Consider the following 19,891-nt stretch of genomic DNA (forward strand, 5'->3'; position numbering starts at 1 on the left):
TTGCGGATGATATTTTTTCTTTACTGAGCTTCATGTCAATCTGATCGAGCCGTTGATATAACGGATCAAGCAGCTTTTTGATGCTGGCAAGAGATGGAATTACAATATCGTCTGATTGTCTAAGCATTTTGATATTACATTAAGCCGAAACTAAAACAGTAAACTTAAATGGGTAACTTTTTGATGAAAAAACTGATTTAATTTTGTATCATAAATAGTACTATACCATTGCGAATCTAAAACACATCAATTTAACGGGCGTCNATTTTTCTTAAAAAAAAGATTTATTTTTCGTGACCTTTTTTTGAAGAAAAAATCGATTAGATTTTCAGCTTTAAAAAACCCTTATACTATTTGTGGTGACCAAACTATGTCAAAAAGTTTTGACTACGATAAAATTATCTACTATTAAAAAAAATATTTTTTTGTTTAAATATTTTAATTAGCTGTACAATGCAAAAAGCTTTTTCATATCCGACATCACATTGTGGTCGAGGATCTTTGCGTAGTGTTGCGTTTGCTTGATATTGGTGTGACCCATCATGGCCGAAACGTTTTCCAGCCTGACGCCATTGCCGAGTGTCACCGTAGTTGCGAATGTGTGCCTTGCGACATACCAGGTCAAGTTCTTATCAATCTCGCACAAGTCGGCAATTTCTTTCAAATACGAATTCATTTTCTGATTTGAAATTGTGGGGAGCAATTTTCCTGTAGCCTTATATTGGTCAATAATCACCTTGACAGGCGGCAATACGGGTACATTTTCTTTAATGTGCGTTTTCGTTCGATTGGCTTTCAACCAAAGGTCTCCATTGCCGTCAACCACAAGATTCGATTCGGTCAGCTTCATTGCGTCAATTGGCGGATAGCCCGTGTAGCAACCAAAGAGGAAAATATCCCGGACTTTGTTTAATCTCGATATTTTGAAGTTCTTGCTGGTGATTCGAGACAGTTCATCAGCGGTGAGGAACACGGTTTCTTTGATTGAGAGCTTCCCATTAAAGAGGTCGAATGGGTTCTTCGGAATCAATTCAAGTCTTATGGCGTAATTAAAAGCGGTCTTAAACATTTTGAAGTATTTGACGACCGAGTTATTCTTGATGCCAATTTTGCCTTTGTAGTCGCTCTCATAGCGTAAAAAGGATTCGAGGTTGGCGATGAAGGCAGAATTGATTTTTTCGACTTCATAGTCGTTGTTGTTGTAGTACTTCTTTACAAATTGTAGCAGGAGTTCTTTTGCACGCTCATACTTTTGGTACGAGGCATCTGCACGTTCACCTGCTTGCACCTTTTTCAAGAAGAATAAATTATGTGCATCGAATACGGCTTTTACTGACGTTTTCGGCTTATCAACTTTTCCGGTAACCTCTTCTTTTAAACGCTGGATCTCGAACCCTGGCTCATTTTGACTCAGCCAGTTATACTTCTTTTCAACATTAAGGCGAAACAATTCAAGTGAGTGTTTAATCACTTTTTCCTTGTCAATCTTAAGCAGGCCGCGGAGTTTGTCGGTTTCTTTCCATCTGCCCGGTTCTATGTATTTACCGGTCGCGATGGTGGTCCGTTGATTAGGTAACTCAACACGTGCAAAAATTGGGCATTCGCCGTTGGTTTTTGCTTTGTCAATCTTGAGGTAGAAAATCACTTTGAGCATAGGTATAGTCTTAAAAGTTACACAATCTGTCAAAATTTAGTTACCCTATTTTTTCGAAAATCGATAGGGTAACCAATAGGGTAACTTTCCTTTGACCTTTGATGTGTTTTTTGACACCAAGCACAAAATGAAAAAACCCTTTAAATCCTAAAATTTAAAGGGTTTTGAGCCTGCGGGTGTTCTTTAGAACACCGTTCCAGCGGAGGAAGAGGGATTCGAACCCTCTTTTTATGGTTTTATATGAATCTATTTATATTAAAACTCCTTATTTTACAGGGTGTTTAGACTCATTCCAAATTTTACTAAAGCATATAAATAGTTAAANNGTTGTACCTATGTTGTACCAAAATTCATTATCTTTACGATGAATCAAAACCATATAGACAATGGCAACAATTAAAGTCGTTCTTCGCAAGAAAGCAAATAAAGACGGAACATTCCCGCTCGCTATCAGAATAACCAAAGATAGAAAAACTTCTTATATCTATCTCGGCCACAACTTGAAGGCTGACGAATGGGTGGAGAATGAACAGCGTGTAAAATCGTCGCATCCTAATTCCAAGCGTTTGAACAACCTTATTCTTGCCAAGAAAGCATCTGCAAGCGACATCAGCATTGAAGCTGAAACGTTGAAGGATGAAATTTCATCGCGTGCTATTAAACAGAAAATCAAACCGAAAGGCGGCGCGACTTTCTTTGCGCAGGCGCAAATTTATCTTCAAAGGTTGCAGGACACGGGAAATTTTAACTGCTATAACGCTGACAAAGCCCGCGTCAAATATTTCAAAGAATTTCTTGACGGCAGCGATGTTGCCTTTACCGATATTACCTATGGTGTTTTGGAACAATTCAAGGTCTATCTTAAATCTCAAAGAAAACTTGGTGAACGTACCATTATGAATTATTTGATGGTCATTCGCGCTATCTTTAATCAGGCCATTAAAGAAGGCGTGCTGGATCAGAAGTATTATCCGTTCGGTGCTGAAAAAATCTCAATCAAACTTCCGCAATCAAACAAAGTTGGCATAAGCGCGTCGGATGTTTCCAAGCTGGAAGCTGTGGAACTGGCAAACCCAAAGTATGATGATGTCAGAAATAAATGGCTTATCTCCTATTACTTTGCTGGGATGCGTATTTCAGACGTTTTACGTCTGCGTTGGTCAGACTTTCAAAATGGTCGTTTGCATTATACAATGGAAAAAAATAATAAGTCCGGTTCTTTGGCTGTACCTGAAAAAGCATTGGCTATTTTGCAAAAATACGAGCATTTGAAAACTTCACCTGACGACTTTGTGTTCGCTAATCTTAAAGGCATGGACTTAAAGAATGAATTTGATGTGAAGAGAAGAATTTATCTCGATGTAAATTTTTCGGACAAATTGCTTACTAGGTACGTTTCCCCTCTCGCCAAAATTGAAGGTAAGCTTTCAATGCATATTGCTAGACATACCTTTGCAACGTTAGCAGGTGACAAAGTTCCTGTGCAAATGCTTCAGAAGCTTTACAGACATAGCGACGTTAGAACCACAATAGGTTACCAAGCAAATTTTATCTATAAAGATGCTGATGAAGCACTGGCATCGGTAATTGGAAATTAAATTCATTTATCTGAAAATGAGCAGTTTGTCGGTTTATTTTAGTGCTTCATCGAAATAATTAATTATTCAAAATACTTTTTTTTATCTTCAATTTTCTTTAGGCAATACCATTTCAGCCTAGAGATCTTTTTTATAGGCATAATTATTTACATGTCATTTAAATAGGTAATAGATGAAGAATATTTTTACAATATTATTTCTGTGCCTCGTTTATACTGTTCAATCGCAAAAAGCCAAGAAAGATGTCTTCGTTAAGGACAGCGTTTCTTTTAAGACCAAGTATAAGGGCAAGGAGATGTATAATACATGTGCATCTAACTTATGGAGCGAAGAAGGCTCTTTTAAGAACGTTAACTTCGAAGATGCAATAGACAATCTTCAATTATCTGACGATGTCGGCTTTACAAATAAAATTCAAAAGACGCAAGAAGCAAAAATTTTGGGAAAGGACGAGCTGACAGTCGTCCTAAATTTAATCAAATTATATTCAGCAGATTTATTTGAAGCCAAACTGCGCGAGCAGTCAGGTAATAAGCCATTTGGACATGTAAGTCGCATTAGCAACAAGGAAAAGATATTTAAGCTAGATAATACTAATACAGTGGAATTCAGATTTTGGTATGATGAAATCGAAGATCTACTTTATCAGCCAGTATTTAGTGATTGCGATTGTGAAGTGGTGGCATCACTTATCATGAGAATGACAGTTCAGGATGATAAAAAACTTGCGTTGAACTTCTCTATATACCCGGGTGGCATTGGCATAAATTGTGGGTCATGTCCCTTGCATCAATTTGTGATTAACTTTGTGCAGCTTTTTGCAATCTTGAAAGATTGGGGTGGATTTAAATTGCTCGACCAATCATATACGTTACTTGATCAAGCCAGCGTAAATACTAGAATAAATAATTTGATAAATGATGTCTCTAAGTCCACAAACATTAAGAATGATTTTGTCACCTCGCAGATGCTAAGTTTTAAAATAGTTTCTGCAAGATTTAGCGACGATGGTCTTTTTATCACCTACAATTACGAAGTTGGAGTAAAATGAAACATATACATTCAATATTATTCTTGCTTTTAACATTGCAATTTAATGCGGGCGAAGTATTTGCGCAAAATACATTAAGGTTAACCAAAAATGTAAAACTTGAACTGATAAAAGATAAGGCGGAATTTGTTTCGCGTGAAATATTAATGCAGAGTTGCTTGGACGAAGCGTTGATTGATGGCCTAATAAATGCGGCAAATAATGATCCTTTCGGCTCTTATGACGACACCAAAATTTTATTTAAACTTCCTTTACTGCGCAATACGAACCAAATTGAATATAAGCGAATATTTGAGGTTAATAGATTGATTGGAATAAAATATTTTTTTGATTGCAAAGGATTGCTAGTCACCGAAAACAAATATAATTTTAAGGTCGATAGCGATATCGTTAAATTACAAAAATACTACAACGCAAATATTGAGTATAGAAGTGTATGTTTAGCTTCTAGGGATAAAAAAGAAAAGCTCGATGCGGCTATTCAACAACTTTTACAATCAGAATCTTGTTCGGATGAAATATTGGCCTTTGTAGCCTCAAAATATGATCAAGTTCTAGCCCCATTGAAAAACATCGCTGACAATAGCAGCCAATATTTAAACTTTAATTTGGTATCTATACAGTTAAATTCAATACAACAGTCTGGTCATTCTATTATACTGGATGTAAGTTACACACTCGATATTAATTAAAGACTTAAATACTCTTTTATATTTTCTCTACTTTATATGAATGATAACAACAATTTAGTCTGGTATGCAGCCTATGGCTCAAATCTTTTGCAAGAGAGATTTATTTGTTACATAGAAGGTGGCAAACCGGAAGGAGCTGCTAATGAATATCCACCCTGCGCCGACACGTCCGCGCCACGTGAAGCAAGAAATTTCGATTTACAGCATGAATTGATTTTTGCAAAGAATTCAAGAAACTGGCAAATGGGCGGTGTCGCATTCGTCAAGAGAGAACATGATCCCGAATGCGCCACCTTTGCGAGAATATATTTAATTACGCGGGAGCAATTTCATCATGTTGCCCAATGGGAAACGGGCGGCAATCCAATAGACGACATCAATATCGACGAGGCGATTGCAGAAGGAAGCACGGTCTTTAAACGACCATCTTGGTACGGATTGGTTGTCTATTTGGGAGAAGTGGATAATATTCCGGTTTTCACTTTAACGGACGAAGCGGCAATAACTGCTTATTCAAAACCTAGTCCTCAATATCTCACGCAGATAGTGAACGGATTGCGTGAAACTTATAACTATACGAATAACGAAATCTATCAATACCTGAAAACAAAAAACGGTGTTGTCGGCAACTATAAAGACTTTGAATTATTTGATGTAGCTGCCGGATTGCTGAACCCAAAGCGAGATTTAACGAAGAAATTGTTGAGTGACTTTGCTAAAGAATACGATGGTATGCCGGAAGGTGAAGCCAAGCAGCAAATGAAGCCTGCAATGGACGAGTTTATGCGCAAGTATTATGACGGTTTCAATTTCGACTATTTAGAATAAGATAAAGCAAAATATTCAAAATTTTCACAAAACTGTAACAAATTCTTCTGTTAAAAATGTTAAATTTGCAATGAACTTATTATCGATGTTCTTTCTTATTGTGGTGGGGATAATGAAGGTGGATTGATGATGCAAATTACTAACACAATGGATGAATATGAAGAACAATTACAAGAAGAAGTACAAGAACAAGCTGTAGAAAGTTTAGAAATTGAAGTAAAGCGTTTTGCCGACGCGCTGCCCTATTGGGCGAAGTATCTCGGCGCAAAAATTTTGGATGGCCACGAGATTAACGATGAAGTGATTGAAGCCTCTTATAAATTTCTCCTTGAAGAACTCGACCTGCTTGACAAGTCACCAAGAGCGGATATTGAAATCAATTACAGTCCTTCGGATGATGCGTCGGCTTACAAAGCTGACCTTGTATTGAAGGAACTAAAAAACGTTGAAGGTGTAAATGCCCTAATTGAAGGGCAAGCCATCGAGTTCTCACAATTCCTGACAATTATTTACGGTGCAAACGGTTCGGGTAAATCCGGCTACATTCGTTTGCTGAAGCGAATCTTTTATTCAAAATCTCCTGAAGAAATTCTGCCGAATGTGCATATTGAACACGGGCATAAGGAAATCAAGGCTGAATTGGTTTTCTCTGCTGCTGGTTCTGACATTCCTCTTGAATATACTATTAACCAAGATGCTGCCGAGTTCGGGCAGTTTTCGGTTTTTGATGGCAAAAGCGTAATCAAGCATTTGGAGCAAAAAAACGAATTTGAATTTCGTCCTGCGGGATTGAGTTTCTTTGCTGAATATTCTGCGGCAATCGTACAGTTGGAGCAAAGACTGCAAGTGGACGTTGCTGCCAAATCAACGCTAAATCAATATGGATTGTGGTTTGACGGCGATAGCGAGATCAAGACTTTCGTTGAAGGATTGTCTGCGAATACGACGGCCGCTGATTTAAAAAAATACACTCCTTACAGCGAAGAAGACAAAACGCAGCACGCAGCTTTACAAAAAAGCTATGATGAACTTTTAATTGCATCTGCGGGCAAGGATAAGGAAATTGGTAATCTGCAAACGTATAACAGGCTTCTTGGTGAAAACAAGTTGTCTGTCGAGGCGTTAAACAAATTCTTTACGGCTGAAAACATTAAGGCCATCAACGACAAAATAAATGATGTTGTTGCTAAAGAGGCAACAGCCAAAGCAGAAGGCATCGAGAATTTCCAAACGGATAAAATAGAAGGCATCGGTACAGAGGAATGGAAAAAATTCATTGTTGCTGCTGATGTTTTTGCAAAGAAGCAAAACGAAAATCCTAACGCATATCCCGAAGACGGAGATAATTGCCTTTTGTGCCATCAGCCGCTATCGGAAGATGCCCAGCAACTCATTGAAAACTGCTTTTCGTTTATCAAAAGTGTTGCGGAGCAACAGGCCAAAACTGCCCGTGAAGAATTGACAGCATTAAAGGAACAAATGGAGAAGCTTTCATTCGACCTGTTTCCTGCTGACGGAATCCTGACAAGCTGGCTGTCAACAACGCATGCTACGGAACTGGCAGCGATTAAGAAGTCGTTGACTGACCAAAAAGCACTTGCTGCTTCTCTTGTCGCGGACATGACGGCAAAGAAAGCTGCTGAACGCAGCCCTATTCAAACATCTGTTGAATCCCATACGACCATTTCAGGTAAAATCGAGAGAGGTATCAAGATTTTACAGGACGGTACGGAGAAAACCGAATTGGCGAAGCTTCACGCTTCCAAAACGCTGCTGGAACATAAAGAGAAATACAATACCCATTTCCCGACGCTTGAAGCGTTTGTTAATACGTTGGTATGGGTAAAGAAAGCAGGAAAGGCAAAGTTCGAGAAACGCCAAATTACCGACACGGAAAAAATTCTGTCCAACAAATACTTCAATCAAAAGTATGTAGATACTTTTAATGCCGAGTGTCAAAAGCTGAACGGAAACTTTGGCATCGAAATCAGCCATACAGGAACGGCAGGAAAATCATATCGCCAGTTACGCCTGAAAGGTCGTAACCCGAATGCGGTTTTAAGTGAAGGGGAGCAAAAGGTCATTGCGATTGCTGACTTCCTTGCTGAAATGCAAATGTCTGACATCAATCGCGGCATCGTGTTTGACGATCCCGTGACATCACTTGACGACTACCGTAAAAGCGAAATCGCGTTCCGCGTTGTTGAGATAGCACAAGACAAACAAGTCACGGTCTTTACTCACGACCTTGCGTTCGTAGCTGCCCTAATCTCACATAGCAATACACTTAGTATCGGTCACGATTGCCATTGGATTGAAAATGAAGACGGCAAAACGCCGGGCAGAATTTACCTCAAAAACACGCCGTCTTACGAGAAAGAATATAAAACCTCGCACAAGGCGGGAGAATATTTAAAAGCGGCAAGAGCGGCTGGTCCTGAAAAGAGAGAAGAAAACATTAAAAATGGTTTCGCTGCTCTTAGAACCAGCTACGAGGCGATGGTTGTCTTTACATTGTTTAACGGCGTTGTTCAAAGATTTGAAGAGCGCGTGAGCGTTGACAGTCTTGCACGGATTAAGTTTGACGATGCAATACGTGAAGAACTGGTGGACAGTTTTTACCAATGCTGCCGTTACATGGAAGGACACTTGCACAGCAACAAATACCAGTATGTCAAACCAACCGCTGATAATCTGCAAGAGGAAATCACGCGGTTTAACGACTTGAACGCAAAAGTAAAGAAATTGCGAATCCAGCAAAACTGACAAAATCGTTATTAAGATGCATTTCAGCCGATATAAGTAACATTATATCGGCTTTTTCGTTGGTCGTTTAAATAGTAAATCGTCCTCACGCCTTACGTGAAGGGCGATTTCGCATTTTTAGGCTTTTGCAATATTTACCAAATGACGCAAAATTTCCTTTTAAACAAGTTTCTGTGTCGCTGGTAGATTTCTTAATTGGCATCACTTGAACCCGTATTAGTTTTACATCGAAATCAAGGCGCAACTAGAAGCTTCAACGCCTGTTCAGATTCAAAACAAGTTCATTCACTCATTCTAAAAAAACATTCCTATGGACGTAATATGTTTAGAGGACAAGGCATTTTTTGCCCTTGTCGAAGCGGTTGTCGGTAGGCTTAAACCTGAAAACGACACAACTGGATTCAAGTGGATTTCCGATGTTGATGCGATGCATTGCCTCAATATCAAATCCAAGACAACGCTGCAAAAACTGCGTGATGAAGGGAAAATCAGATTTTCCCAGCCGCAGAAGAAAATTATCGTGTACGACCGCGATTCCATCGAGGCGTATTTGGAGAAACACGCTAAAGAAACTTTTTAAATTTTTAAAAATGAAAACATTTAATCTTAATGAAACGATACTGAACCTTCCTGCAGAAAATACGCTGTGGACGATTGGCGATGCTGTCGAAGGTGTTCAAATCTTCGGCGGTATCGGTTCAGGTAAAACATCAGGTTCAGGACGCACGCTAGCCTTGAAGTATCTCGACGCTGGGTTTGGCGGTCTTGTGCTGACTGTAAAACCTGACGAGAAAGCATTCTGGGAAGGATATGCCGCAATGACGGGGCGTACAAATGACCTTATTATTGTCGAGCCTAGAGGCGAAAATTTCTTCAACTTCCTGCACTATATAAGTGAAGGTGACGGAAATACTGAAAACATCGTCGATGTCCTTAAAACCGTTATTCGCGCAAGCGAAGAAAAGGCAGGCAAAAGCGATGATGCCTTTTGGGAAAGTGCTTTGGATATGTTGATGTTCAATGTTATCGACCTTTGCAAATTGGCCTACGGTCAGGTTTCGATTAAGCGCATGTTTGACATTGTGCAGACACTTCCGAAGCCGGATGTTGCAGATGAGGAAAAGACAAGCCCGTTTTACGAAGCTTTTCTGCTGGCACAAGAAACCGTAATGGCAAAAGTAAGTGATTGGGAAAATGCACAATCACCGAACGCCTTAATGAAGCTTAAAAGCCGCGCCGATTATGACGACGTTCTTTGTGATGCGATTGCAGATGCACGGATTTTGAGATTCCTCGATCAATTCTTCTTGGATAGTCTTTTGCATTTGAGCGACAAGACACGCTCCATCATTGACTTTTCTTTTTCGGGGTTTCTGTTCCGATTATTACGCGAACCTGTTTATTCATTGTTCTGTAATAGCGTGTCAAATTTCACGCCGGAACAATGCTCGGACGGCAAGATAATTATCATTCATCTGCCCGTAAAGCTTTACCACAAAATAGGCCGCGATTCCCAAATTATGTTCAAATACATTTGGCAGCGGGCAATGGAAAAGCGCAGTATTGACGAAAACAGCCGACCTGTTTTCCTATGGGCTGATGAGGCACAAAACTTCCTGCACGAGCATGACGCAGAATATCAGGCAACCGCAAGAAGTAGCAAGATTGCGACGGTTTATATTTCTCAAAACCTACCGAACTACTACGCTAATATGGGTGGTGCAAAATCGGAGTTTCGCGTTAAAAGCTTTCTCGGCACGCTGAATACAAAGGTTTTCCACGCCAACGCAGATATTGAAACAAACCGCTATGCATCGGAATTAATCGGCGATGCAGCGTTTGAAGAAACTTCACAAACGGCCACAGCCGCAGGCCACTTTTCCAGCTCTAAAACAAAATCACTCAAGTACGACCGACTTGTCAGAGCGGAGGCTTTTCAAAGCCTAAAGACAGGCGGCAAACAAAATGCCCATTTGACAGAATGCTATATGCTGTCACAGAAGCGCAGCGGCAAAGCGCATATAAAAATCGAGTTCAACCAAAATTTTACTGTTTAATTTAAATTCAATTCTCATGAAAACAAATTCTTACTACCGTTCAACTCTCCGCAGGGAAAACATTTTTGTAACATACATTTTGTCATTCTTTGACATGTTCGCTTCATACGGGCGTATGCCGATTGAAGTATTTACCCGCAAGGGATTCGGGCAACGCTATTTCCGTTTGTCCACTGCCTTGACTGTGGCTTCGATACTGGCCTTATTTCCATTATCGACCAAATTACTAGGCTACCTGTTTCCATTTATTAGCAAAGTGGGTGCTGCCATTTTTCCAAGCTTTACGTTGTGGTATATATTCCTTGCCGTCTTTATCTACTTCAGTGTGCGTCACTATTTCGACATAAAAAAGGACGCTTCTATTACAAACTTCAAGCGTTTCAGTTTGTCCAGCGGTGTGCCTGACAAGATTTTTGACACAATCAAAATTCCTGGCATTTCAACCAACATCAGAACAATAGAATGTTTGTTCGAACCTTTACCTTTCTTTTTAGGCGGTCTTCTTCTTTGGATTATCGGGCAACAGCTTGGCTTACTTCTCGTGCTTTCGAGCATAATTTATTCACTTAGTTATCTCAACGCTTACCGTCGCGGTGACAACTTCATTCTCGATAAAATCGATGAAATAATTTGCAACGAACAGCTTGAAACTATCTTCTCTGAAGCTGGAAAAACGCAACAGGACAAGAGCGGATTTGAGTTTCGCGGACTTGTACCAACCGATGGTGCATTTCGCAAAACAATCCTTCCAAACCTGTACGACGACACAAATTCGTCATCCGTTTTGTAACCTAAGCGAAGCTTAGGGAAGATGTCTGATGTTCTCATGTTAATGAGTCCGCATAGGGATGGGTACAGCCACGCTGTACTAAGGGGTGGGTCTGCGGGTCATTCATATTCATTTACAGGACGCGAAACGTCCGTTCATTTTTCAAAAACGTAATACACTTTAAGTATGATAAGAATGGTTCAAAGTCAGTCTGCGGGTCATGCGAAAGCGTATTTTAATGATGCGCTTTCCAAGTCCGATTACTACGTGAACGACCAAGAACTTGCCGGACAATGGCAGGGACGATTGGCCGATAGATTGGGCGTTGATGGTGTGATAAGCAAAGAAGCATTTTTTGCGCTTTGCGAAAACAAGCATCCTGCGACGGGTGAAAGCTTAACGCCGCGAAATGTCGAAAACCGCACAACGGGGTATGACATTAATTTCCATTGCCCAAAGTCGGTGTCGGTCATGCATGCCATGACGAACGACGGCGAGATTTTGGAAGCATTCGAGAAAAGCGTTTACGCGACGATGCAACTGATTGAAGCGGATAGCAAGACGCGGGTGCGAAAAGACGGCGCGGATTCTGACCGAGAAACGAAGGAGTTGGCTTGGGCGAACTTTGTCCATCAGACGGCGCGGCCTGTCGATGGCTCTTTGCCTGACCCGCATCTGCATAGTCATTGCTTTGTTTTTAATGCGACTTGGGATGAGCAGGAAAAGGTTGTAAAGGCGGCGCAGTTCCGCGACATCAAACGGGACATGCCCTATTATCAGTCCGTGTTTCAGAAGACGCTGGCGGACAATCTTGCGGATCTCGGCTACGGAATCCGAAAGACGGCAAAGTCTTTTGAAATCGAGAACGTGCCGCAACAGGTTCTTGACCTTTTTTCCAAGCGCACGGATGAAATTGGGCGCGTTGCCAAAGACAAGGGTATCACGGACGCAAAGGAGCTTTCGGAGCTTGGCGCACGCACGCGTGCGAAGAAGCAAAAAGGCCATACGATGGACGAACTTAAAGACGAGTGGCGTTCCCAAATAGAAAAGCTGGGCGACAACGGGCATGCAGGGATTGTTAGGCACGCGCCAGCCCGCAACTTGGAAAAGGTTTCTGCTATTGAGTGTGTGGACTATGCCTTACTACATTGCTTCGAGCGGTCTTCAGTGATGTCGGAGCGTCGATTGCTGGAGTCGGCTTATCGGTACAGCATGGGCAAATCGGGTGCTACGTCCGAAGACATTAAACTGGCTTTTGAAAACGACGACCGGATTGTCAAGGTTGTCGAGAAAGACCGGACAGTTTGTACGACACGGGAAGTTCTGACCGAAGAAAAAAAGATGATTGACCTTGCAATCGAAGGTTTTGGCCAGATGAAACCGCTCTACGACGCAGCGCCTGAACTCAATTTGGACGGCCAGCAAAAATCCGCAGTTGACCACATTTTGACAACGAGGGACAGAGTTTCAATTATTCGCGGTGCAGCCGGCACGGGTAAAACTACGCTTATGAAAGAGGCTGTCGCAAAAATTAAGGACGCGGGAAAGGATGTTTTTGTCGTTGCGCCGACTGCACAGGCGGCACGAGGCATTTTGAAGGAGCAGGAAAAATTTGACAATGCGCAGACGGTCGCCAAACTGCTGACCGATCACGCCTTGCAAACGCAATTGAAGGGTCAGGTTCTTTGGGTGGATGAAGCTGGGATGCTTGGCACAAAGGATATGTTGGGGCTGCTCTCTCTGGCTAAAATGCATAATGCGCAGCTTATTCTTGGCGGTGATACACGCCAGCATGCAAGCGTTGTGCGTGGTGATGCAATGCGTGTTCTAAGCACGGTTAGCGGTATTCGCTCGGCAGAAGTGACAAAGATTTATCGCCAGCAAACGGAAGGCTATCGTTCGGCGGTTGAAGATTTGTCCAATGGGCATGTTTTGGAAGGCTTTCAGAAACTCGACGAATTGAAATTTATTAAAACCGTCGATGCGATGAACCCGAACGGGCAAATTGTCAAAGACTACTTGCAGGCTATCACATCAGGCAAAAAGTGCCTGATTGTTTCACCAACGCATGCGCAGGGCGATGCTGTGACAGCCGCAGTTCGTCAGGAACTACAAGCGGCAGGGCTGATAGGCAATAAAGAGATTAAGGCAGAACGTTTAAGAAGTGTCGGATTTACAGAAGCGGAAAAAGGCGACACGCGTAATTTTCAGAGCGGCCAGTTCGTAAAGTTCTCGCAGAATGTGGCGGGTTTTGGCATTGGGAGTTTGTGGGAAATAAAATGTCCAAATCACAAGGATATTTTGCTGGTCAATTCTCAAGGTGAAAGCAAACCATTTCCGGTTGTCGATGCCAAGAAGTATGAGGTTTACGAAAAAGGCACAATCCTATTGGCAAAAGGCGACAAGGTTTTAGTGAATACGGGTATGACTGACCTCGATAACAAAAGGATGGAAAATGGGACGATGCTTGAAGTGATTTCTCTTGCTGAAAAGGGCGTTATCAAGCTTCGCAATCCGATGAGCAAACGCACGCACAGAGTTTCGACACATTTGAGTTATATCGATAACGGTCATTGTGTGACCTCTCAAGCCTCACAAGGTAAAACGGTTGAAGAAGTTTTTATCTACCAGCCTGCCGCGACATTTCCTGCAACGGATAGCAAACAGTTTTATGTTTCGGTGTCGCGTGCAAAGCATCAAGCGCATATTTATACGGATGATAAAGAATTGCTATTGGAATACGCGCAGGATTTGGGAGAACGTCAATCCGCTATTGAAATGCTATTGGACAATAAAATGCATCAGGAAGTTGTGATGCTAATGCAGAGGGAAAAAGAGCAGGAACAGGAAATAGAAATCAAAACAGGAAAAGACCATGAGCCTGACAGGTAAATTTGACGCTCATAACCGTCGAAAGAGCGGCAAGATTGGCAGCGACCAAAAGGACGAAGCCGTGATTGAGCGTTTTAAAAACGCAAGCAATGCACGTAACCTTTGCCTTATCTTGCAGGACGGCAAACGGTTTTTTCTGAACTACGCATATTTGATTTCCGGTGAATACTCGCCAAAGGATGGTGTCATTACGTTGACGTTTACGACGCATACAATCGTAATGAAAGGTAACAAGCTTGAAGTTCTCTACGAAAATTTAATGTTCCACTTGCCAAAGGTCATTAACCAAGTAAATAAAAGGTATGAGAGTTTGGAAAGTGACACGGCTGTTCATGAGATAATCATAAGCCCCAATAGATAAAGCTACTTTCCTTTTGATCGCAGTTTTGTGAGTTTGCTTTCAGCAAGTGCAGCCAAATACGGCGCACTATAAAGATATTCCAAAAGTGCGGTTGCTAATGCCGAAACAATAGGCAATTCTTGCTCTCCCAATTCACCTGAACCCGCATGTGCGCCAATGTTTCCGAAATTTTTAATCCCGTTTGCGACTTTGACAAGATTTTGAGGAATTGCACCGTTGTCGGCCAATTCCTTTAACATGCTGGCGAGTTGAGTTGATTTTGCCCCATGCTCTATACAAACGGTTTCCAGCATCCGACGGGTTAATATGGCGTAAGCGTTTGCATTACGAAGCTTAATATCTTCCGAAGCTTTATACGCGGCTAATATGTTATCCGGCAAGCCGAGCGGATAAGCTTTTTCAGGTGGGTATAGGAATTCATATTCGATTTCGTTCCTCTCCATATCCTCATGCCAAAAGTATGTAACGATGTTGATTTTCAAGCATGCAGGGCATTTCAGGACATCGTAAGATGTCCCCATATTTGGGCCATATCCCATTTGGGAATCGCCCCAAGTTTCGTCAACTTCTGCCGAGGCTGAAATTTCCATTTTGGAAATGTTGCCACAATGTCTGCATGTAAGAATGTTTGAATCTGCCATAGGGTTATGCTTCTCCGGCAAGTTTTTTCAATCGCGCAATTTCATTCTCCATCATCTTAATATATTTTTCTTTATACTCGTCAGGGTGGTTGTGGTTTTCAACCTTAGAATGCATTCCTTGAATGACTTCGTTGTGAGTAATATTAAAAACCTGTGAGGCATCAAAATTCAGGGTTTGAGCCAAATCCACTTCCAGTATTTCCGCGATTTGTTGGATGCGGGAAACGGTTAAATCGGTCTTGTTGCGCTCGATATTACCGTATGCACTTACGCTTAAATTCAAGTAGTCAGCCATTTGCTCACGCGTAAAGCCTTTTAGCTCGCGGAACTTTTTTACATTGTCGCCAATGTTGAGTTGTTTTGCTTCCATATATTTTAACTGTATTAGAACGCGTTAAAGTAACGAAAAAATAGTTAAACTAACAAATTGTCTGCAATAGATTCTTTTATTTGTTAAAATTTTTCTCACTTTGTCCTGTCGGTTTTCACCGCAAACCACGGATAATTTTAAATTCCTATATATGAGAAAAATTTTGACCGCCGCATTAATTGCGGTTACGGGCATTACGCATGCCCAATGTTTTGAGAAAGTTTCGGCATCAGCATTTCACTTTGTAGCAATCGCCCAGAACGGCACGCTTTGGGCATGGGGCGCAAATAACTTAGGCCAGCTCGGTGATGGTACAATTATAGACAAGCCCACACCCGTGCAAATTGGTACGGCAAATAACTGGCTTATCGTTTCAGCGGGTGAGTCGCATACAATGGCGATCAAAACCGATGGAACACTTTGGGCATGGGGAAATGACAATTACCAAAGGCTGGGCAACGGAAATGCAGACGATAGTTTAATTCCCGTACAGATTGGCACGGATAACAACTGGAAAGAAGTTTCTGCGGGAGAGCGTGGCACGGTCGCCGTCAAGACAAACGGCACACTTTGGACATGGGGAACAAATACAGGCGGTTATTTGGGCAACGGGGCTGCGGCTGGCTTCGCAAGTAACGTGCCGTTACAAATAGGCTCGGCGACCGATTGGCAAACCGTGTCAGGAAATGGCCGTCATTGCCTTGCTATCAAAACGAACGGGACTTTATGGGCTTGGGGCTTGAATGGCGACGGACAGCTTGGAAACGCGACAACTACCAATTCCACAACACCTTTGCAAGTTGGCACGGCGACGGACTGGAAATGGATAGATGCGAGTTCGCGGGTATCTTTTGCATTAAAAACGAATAATAGTCTTTGGGGCTGGGGATATTTGGCAGGAATGACATTTGATTTTTCTTCTCCACAACAAATTGGGACGGCAACGGACTGGAAAACGGTTTCGATTAAAAAACAGGCACAATCACAATATCTATTAATGACCAAAACAAACGGCACGCTTTGGGCTTGGGGTAACGATGCCAGCGAACAGCTTGGCAACGGTTCGGTAACGGGCAATTTTACAAATCCTGCACAAGTGGGACTTGCCACTGATTGGGCAAATGCTACAGCTGGATATTTTCAGTCAAGCGCAGTTAAAACTACTGGTACATTTTGGGTTTGGGGCGATACCCAACTTGTCGTAAGCGGTGGTAGCTTTGTGTCACAACCGACACAATATGCCTGTACTTCTTTAGGTATCGAAAATCCCGAAAATATTAAAATTGCTCTTTATCCAAATCCAGTTAGGGATTTGCTCAACCTGTCCGGCGCAAACGTCGTGAACGCAGTTGCCTATGATTTAAGCGGTAAAAAATACCACCTTGTACCGCAAGGCAACACACTCGACGTTTCTGCGCTGGCATCGGGTTTATATATGCTGTCATTGGAAACAGAGCAGGGAAATTTCAATGTGAAGTTTCTAAAAAAATAACTCGCTTGAATGTGATAGCCGCCCCGAAGGGCGGCTTTTTTATTTATCTGTATAGATAGGAAGCTTTTTTAAAATCAATCGTCGAATAATCCATTTCCAGTTCTTTGGCTGCTTGCTTCCAGTCGATGCAGTTATTCGGCCAAGCGGCATTTCTATCTACTGCCCCGATGTCTTCTGCAAGTTGTTGGGCGTAATCTTCGAAATAATCGTCACGTATTAAAGTAATAGGATACCAATCACCGCGCCATTGTTCATCACCGCCGTAGCCTTTAAGGTTTTCAAGCAATGAAAGTATAAGTTCAAAATCTGCGGCTTCTTCATCGTCATTGCTGATTTCGGAAAGCCAGGCTTTAAACAAGTCGTTGTCGCTTTCGGCTATTGCGTCGTTAGGCTCGTGTTGCTCGTTGAAGCGATTTACAAAGTCTGTTTCTGTTTCTTCAAATTGTTCGATGATGTCGCGAATATCGACGATGTCATTATCCATTAAATTTGCGAATAAAAGATTTTTGGTTTCCATGATTTGCTCCTTTTAAGTTAATGCCTCCACCGTTGGAGTGCGGGGCAAAAAAGGAGAAAAGCCATAGGCCGAAAGTCAACACCAACACGGGAGCGCAGCGAACGGAGCGGGCAGCGTGATTGACTGCCGGACGGCTTTTACTCAACTTGCGCCGATACTCAAGACGAGGGGGAAATTGACAGGAGTGAATATGATCTAAAAATATTCGCCGAATTAATTCAGCTTTTTTTTGACAAGTCGCATATCGTTACGAAGTTCCTTGACGATGTCTTCAAGAGTTTCAGACTTTAATGCGGCAGTCGCTTCTTTGGTATTAAGACTACAAGCAAATTCCCAAATTTCGAGAATGTCGGAAAGTTTAATGTCGTATGGGTCGTAATAAGTGTTGTCGGATTTGACAAGCAGCGATTTTGTCTTTTTCTCACCAAGCCTTTTATAGACAATATCGTCAGGCAGAACAAAGATGTAGGTTTTGCCTTTACGAACGTCGCTTAGATTTTCAACGTATTTGCCGACAATGAATGCTGTATCATCGTGGGGCGGCATGGAATCGCCCTCGATCGGAAATGCACGATGTTTTCCTGCGCCAAGAAATGGCAATGCGATTTGTGGCAAGTCTTGAATAAACGTCGGGTCGCCAAATCCTCGGATATAACCAGCTTTCGCTTTGAGCGGTACAATTTCAATTAGATTGTTTCCTTGCTTGTCCATCATGATAGGAAGCAGGATGCGGTTGTCGTCCAATTTCAGAAGGTTTTCGACCGACACTTTCCGCACGTCCACAGATAGCAGTAAATCGATGCTTAGATGGTGATAATGCGATATGCGCTGCAAGATGTCGTAGGGCGGCTCGGTCGTTCCGTCTTCATATTTTACATAGCGCCCACGCGTGATTTTAAGCGCGGCTGCGACGCTTTCTTGCGAAATCCGCTTTTGAGAACGTAAGTACCTGATATTATCCGAGAATAACGACATAATTGCTTTTTGTTACGATTAGCAACAACAAATATAACACATTTTGTTCTCATCTGTACTAATTTTGTTCTCATGGTAACAAGGTCAATCGTACACATGGATTTGGACACGTTTTTTGTGTCCTGCGCACAGCTTCAGAACTCGAAGCTGCTGGGCATCCCGCTAATTGTAGGCGGCGGTGACAGAGGCGTTGTGGCCTCTTGCTCCTACGAGGCAAGGGCTTTTGGTGTACGTTCTGCAATGCCTATTAAAATGGCTTTACGTCTATGCCCACAAGCGCGGATTGTGCGCGGTGACATGGAGTATTTTTCCCGTATGTCAAACACAGTTACTGAAATCATTGAGGAACGTGCGCCCGTTGTCGAGAAAGCCAGTATTGACGAATTTTATCTTGATGTCAGCGGCATGGATAAGGTTTTCGGCTGCTACAAGTGGACGAATGAATTGGCGCAAACCGTAACAAAGGAAACGGGATTGCCCATCAGTTTTGCGCTGTCCGTGAATAAGACTGTTGCAAAGATTGGTACAGGCGAAGGCAAGCCGCGTGGCAATCTGAATATTCCTGAACTTGACGTGCGCCCTTTTCTCAATCCTTTATCTGTACAAAAAATCCCTATGGTTGGCGAAGTGACTTTCAGGGATTTATCACGAATGGGCTTGCGTACCATTCAGACGGTGGCCGAAACGTCGCCGGAAGTCATGCAGCAATTACTTGGCAAGAACGGACTGGAAATTTGGAGAAAAGCAAACGGTATTGATAACAATCCAGTTGAGCCTTACAAGGAAAGAAAATCTATCAGCACCGAAGACACGTTTTCGGAAGATACGATTGATATTGCTTGGCTGAAAGCGCGTCTTAGCGGAATGGTTGAAAAGCTGGCGTTTCAATTAAGGGATGAAGGCTGGTTGACTTCCACCGTTTCGGTGAAGGTTCGGTATGCAAATTTTGATACAGAACCCAAACAGCGTAAAATCACTTACACTTCCTGCGACCATACTTTAACGCGGCACATTCTCGACCTCTTTGATATTTTATATCAGCGTCGGATGCGTGTACGGATGGTCGGAGTTAAATTCAGCGGCCTTGTACGCGGAACATATCAGATTGATATGTTTGAGGACACGCAGGAAATGATGTCGCTCTATCAAGCTATGGACAAAATCAAGCGACGATTTGGGCAAGATGCGATTGCACGCGGCGCATGGAATAAACTTAAAAACAAATAAA

17 protein-coding genes are annotated in these 19,891 nt (G+C 42.2%); 12 read left to right on the forward strand and 5 right to left on the reverse strand.

Annotation, left to right across the window (positions count from 1 at the left end; translation table 11 throughout):
- Positions 1–442: 442 nt before the first annotated feature.
- Positions 443–1,654, reverse strand: a complete 1,212-nt coding sequence (locus ACM9J1_RS00935) for a site-specific integrase (RefSeq protein WP_415579960.1) — start codon at positions 1,652–1,654, stop codon at positions 443–445.
- 386 nt (positions 1,655–2,040) lie between these two features.
- Between ACM9J1_RS00935 and ACM9J1_RS00940 the strand changes: the two genes are divergently transcribed.
- The 10 genes from ACM9J1_RS00940 (at position 2,041) to ACM9J1_RS00985 (ending at position 14,668) form a co-directional block, all read left to right on the forward strand.
- Positions 2,041–3,252 carry a phage integrase SAM-like domain-containing protein gene (locus ACM9J1_RS00940; protein ID WP_415579961.1) on the forward strand — a complete coding sequence of 404 codons (1,212 nt, stop codon included), beginning with the start codon at positions 2,041–2,043 and terminating at the stop codon, positions 3,250–3,252.
- A 172-nt stretch (positions 3,253–3,424) separates the two neighbouring features.
- Positions 3,425–4,303, forward strand: a complete 879-nt coding sequence (locus ACM9J1_RS00945) for a hypothetical protein (protein WP_415579962.1) — start codon at positions 3,425–3,427, stop codon at positions 4,301–4,303.
- On the forward strand, positions 4,300–4,995 hold the full coding sequence (locus tag ACM9J1_RS00950) for a hypothetical protein (RefSeq protein WP_415579963.1): 696 nt from the start codon (positions 4,300–4,302) through the stop codon (positions 4,993–4,995). Before ACM9J1_RS00945 ends, ACM9J1_RS00950 begins: the two co-directional genes overlap by 4 nt.
- A 36-nt stretch (positions 4,996–5,031) precedes the next feature.
- Positions 5,032–5,823 (forward strand): hypothetical protein, encoded by a 792-nt coding sequence (locus tag ACM9J1_RS00955; RefSeq protein ID WP_415579964.1) that lies wholly within the window; start codon positions 5,032–5,034, stop codon positions 5,821–5,823.
- Positions 5,824–5,970: 147 nt separating this feature from the next.
- Positions 5,971–8,589, forward strand: coding sequence for an AAA family ATPase (locus ACM9J1_RS00960; RefSeq protein WP_415579966.1), 2,619 nt, complete (start codon positions 5,971–5,973; stop codon positions 8,587–8,589).
- 310 nt (positions 8,590–8,899) lie between these two features.
- Positions 8,900–9,169 carry a helix-turn-helix domain-containing protein gene (locus ACM9J1_RS00965; protein WP_415579967.1) on the forward strand — a complete coding sequence of 90 codons (270 nt, stop codon included), beginning with the start codon at positions 8,900–8,902 and terminating at the stop codon, positions 9,167–9,169.
- 10 nt (positions 9,170–9,179) lie between these two features.
- On the forward strand, positions 9,180–10,646 hold the full coding sequence (locus tag ACM9J1_RS00970) for a type IV secretory system conjugative DNA transfer family protein (protein WP_415579968.1): 1,467 nt from the start codon (positions 9,180–9,182) through the stop codon (positions 10,644–10,646).
- Positions 10,647–10,662: 16 nt separating this feature from the next.
- Complete coding sequence (locus tag ACM9J1_RS00975) at positions 10,663–11,436, forward strand: hypothetical protein (protein ID WP_415579969.1); 774 nt, start codon at positions 10,663–10,665, stop codon at positions 11,434–11,436.
- Positions 11,437–11,601: 165 nt separating this feature from the next.
- A complete protein-coding gene (gene mobF / locus ACM9J1_RS00980; protein ID WP_415579970.1) occupies positions 11,602–14,307 on the forward strand; it encodes a MobF family relaxase in 2,706 nt (901 codons plus the stop codon).
- Entirely contained in the window at positions 14,291–14,668 is a 378-nt protein-coding gene (locus ACM9J1_RS00985; RefSeq protein ID WP_415579971.1) for a hypothetical protein, read from the forward strand. The genes mobF and ACM9J1_RS00985 overlap by 17 nt, the downstream gene beginning before the upstream one ends.
- A gap of 2 nt (positions 14,669–14,670) precedes the next feature.
- On the opposite strand, the gene ACM9J1_RS00990 is transcribed toward ACM9J1_RS00985, so the two are convergent.
- Entirely contained in the window at positions 14,671–15,258 is a 588-nt protein-coding gene (locus tag ACM9J1_RS00990) for a DUF4145 domain-containing protein (RefSeq protein WP_415579972.1), read from the reverse strand.
- A gap of 55 nt (positions 15,259–15,313) precedes the next feature.
- Complete coding sequence (locus tag ACM9J1_RS00995; RefSeq protein ID WP_415579973.1) at positions 15,314–15,679, reverse strand: helix-turn-helix domain-containing protein; 366 nt, start codon at positions 15,677–15,679, stop codon at positions 15,314–15,316.
- Between the two features lie 151 nt (positions 15,680–15,830).
- Here ACM9J1_RS00995 and ACM9J1_RS01000 point away from each other — a divergent pair, with 151 nt between their 5' ends.
- Positions 15,831–17,171, forward strand: coding sequence for a T9SS type A sorting domain-containing protein (locus ACM9J1_RS01000; protein WP_415579975.1), 1,341 nt, complete (start codon positions 15,831–15,833; stop codon positions 17,169–17,171).
- A 43-nt stretch (positions 17,172–17,214) separates the two neighbouring features.
- Here the strand turns inward: ACM9J1_RS01000 and ACM9J1_RS01005 are convergent, their stop codons facing one another.
- Together ACM9J1_RS01005 and ACM9J1_RS01010 are read right to left on the reverse strand one after the other, a co-directional pair.
- Complete coding sequence (locus tag ACM9J1_RS01005) at positions 17,215–17,688, reverse strand: hypothetical protein (RefSeq protein ID WP_415579976.1); 474 nt, start codon at positions 17,686–17,688, stop codon at positions 17,215–17,217.
- 213 nt (positions 17,689–17,901) lie between these two features.
- Positions 17,902–18,663: an XRE family transcriptional regulator gene (locus ACM9J1_RS01010; RefSeq protein ID WP_415579977.1), complete on the reverse strand. Its 762-nt coding sequence runs from the start codon at positions 18,661–18,663 to the stop codon at positions 17,902–17,904.
- Between the two features lie 72 nt (positions 18,664–18,735).
- Between ACM9J1_RS01010 and dinB the strand changes: the two genes are divergently transcribed.
- Positions 18,736–19,890 carry a DNA polymerase IV gene (dinB, locus tag ACM9J1_RS01015; RefSeq protein WP_462916984.1) on the forward strand — a complete coding sequence of 385 codons (1,155 nt, stop codon included), beginning with the start codon at positions 18,736–18,738 and terminating at the stop codon, positions 19,888–19,890.
- Position 19,891: the final 1 nt, after the last annotated feature.

It is taken from the genome of Flavobacterium longum (assembly GCF_965137575.1).
Classification (GTDB): Bacteria; Bacteroidota; Bacteroidia; order Flavobacteriales; family Flavobacteriaceae; genus Flavobacterium; species Flavobacterium longum.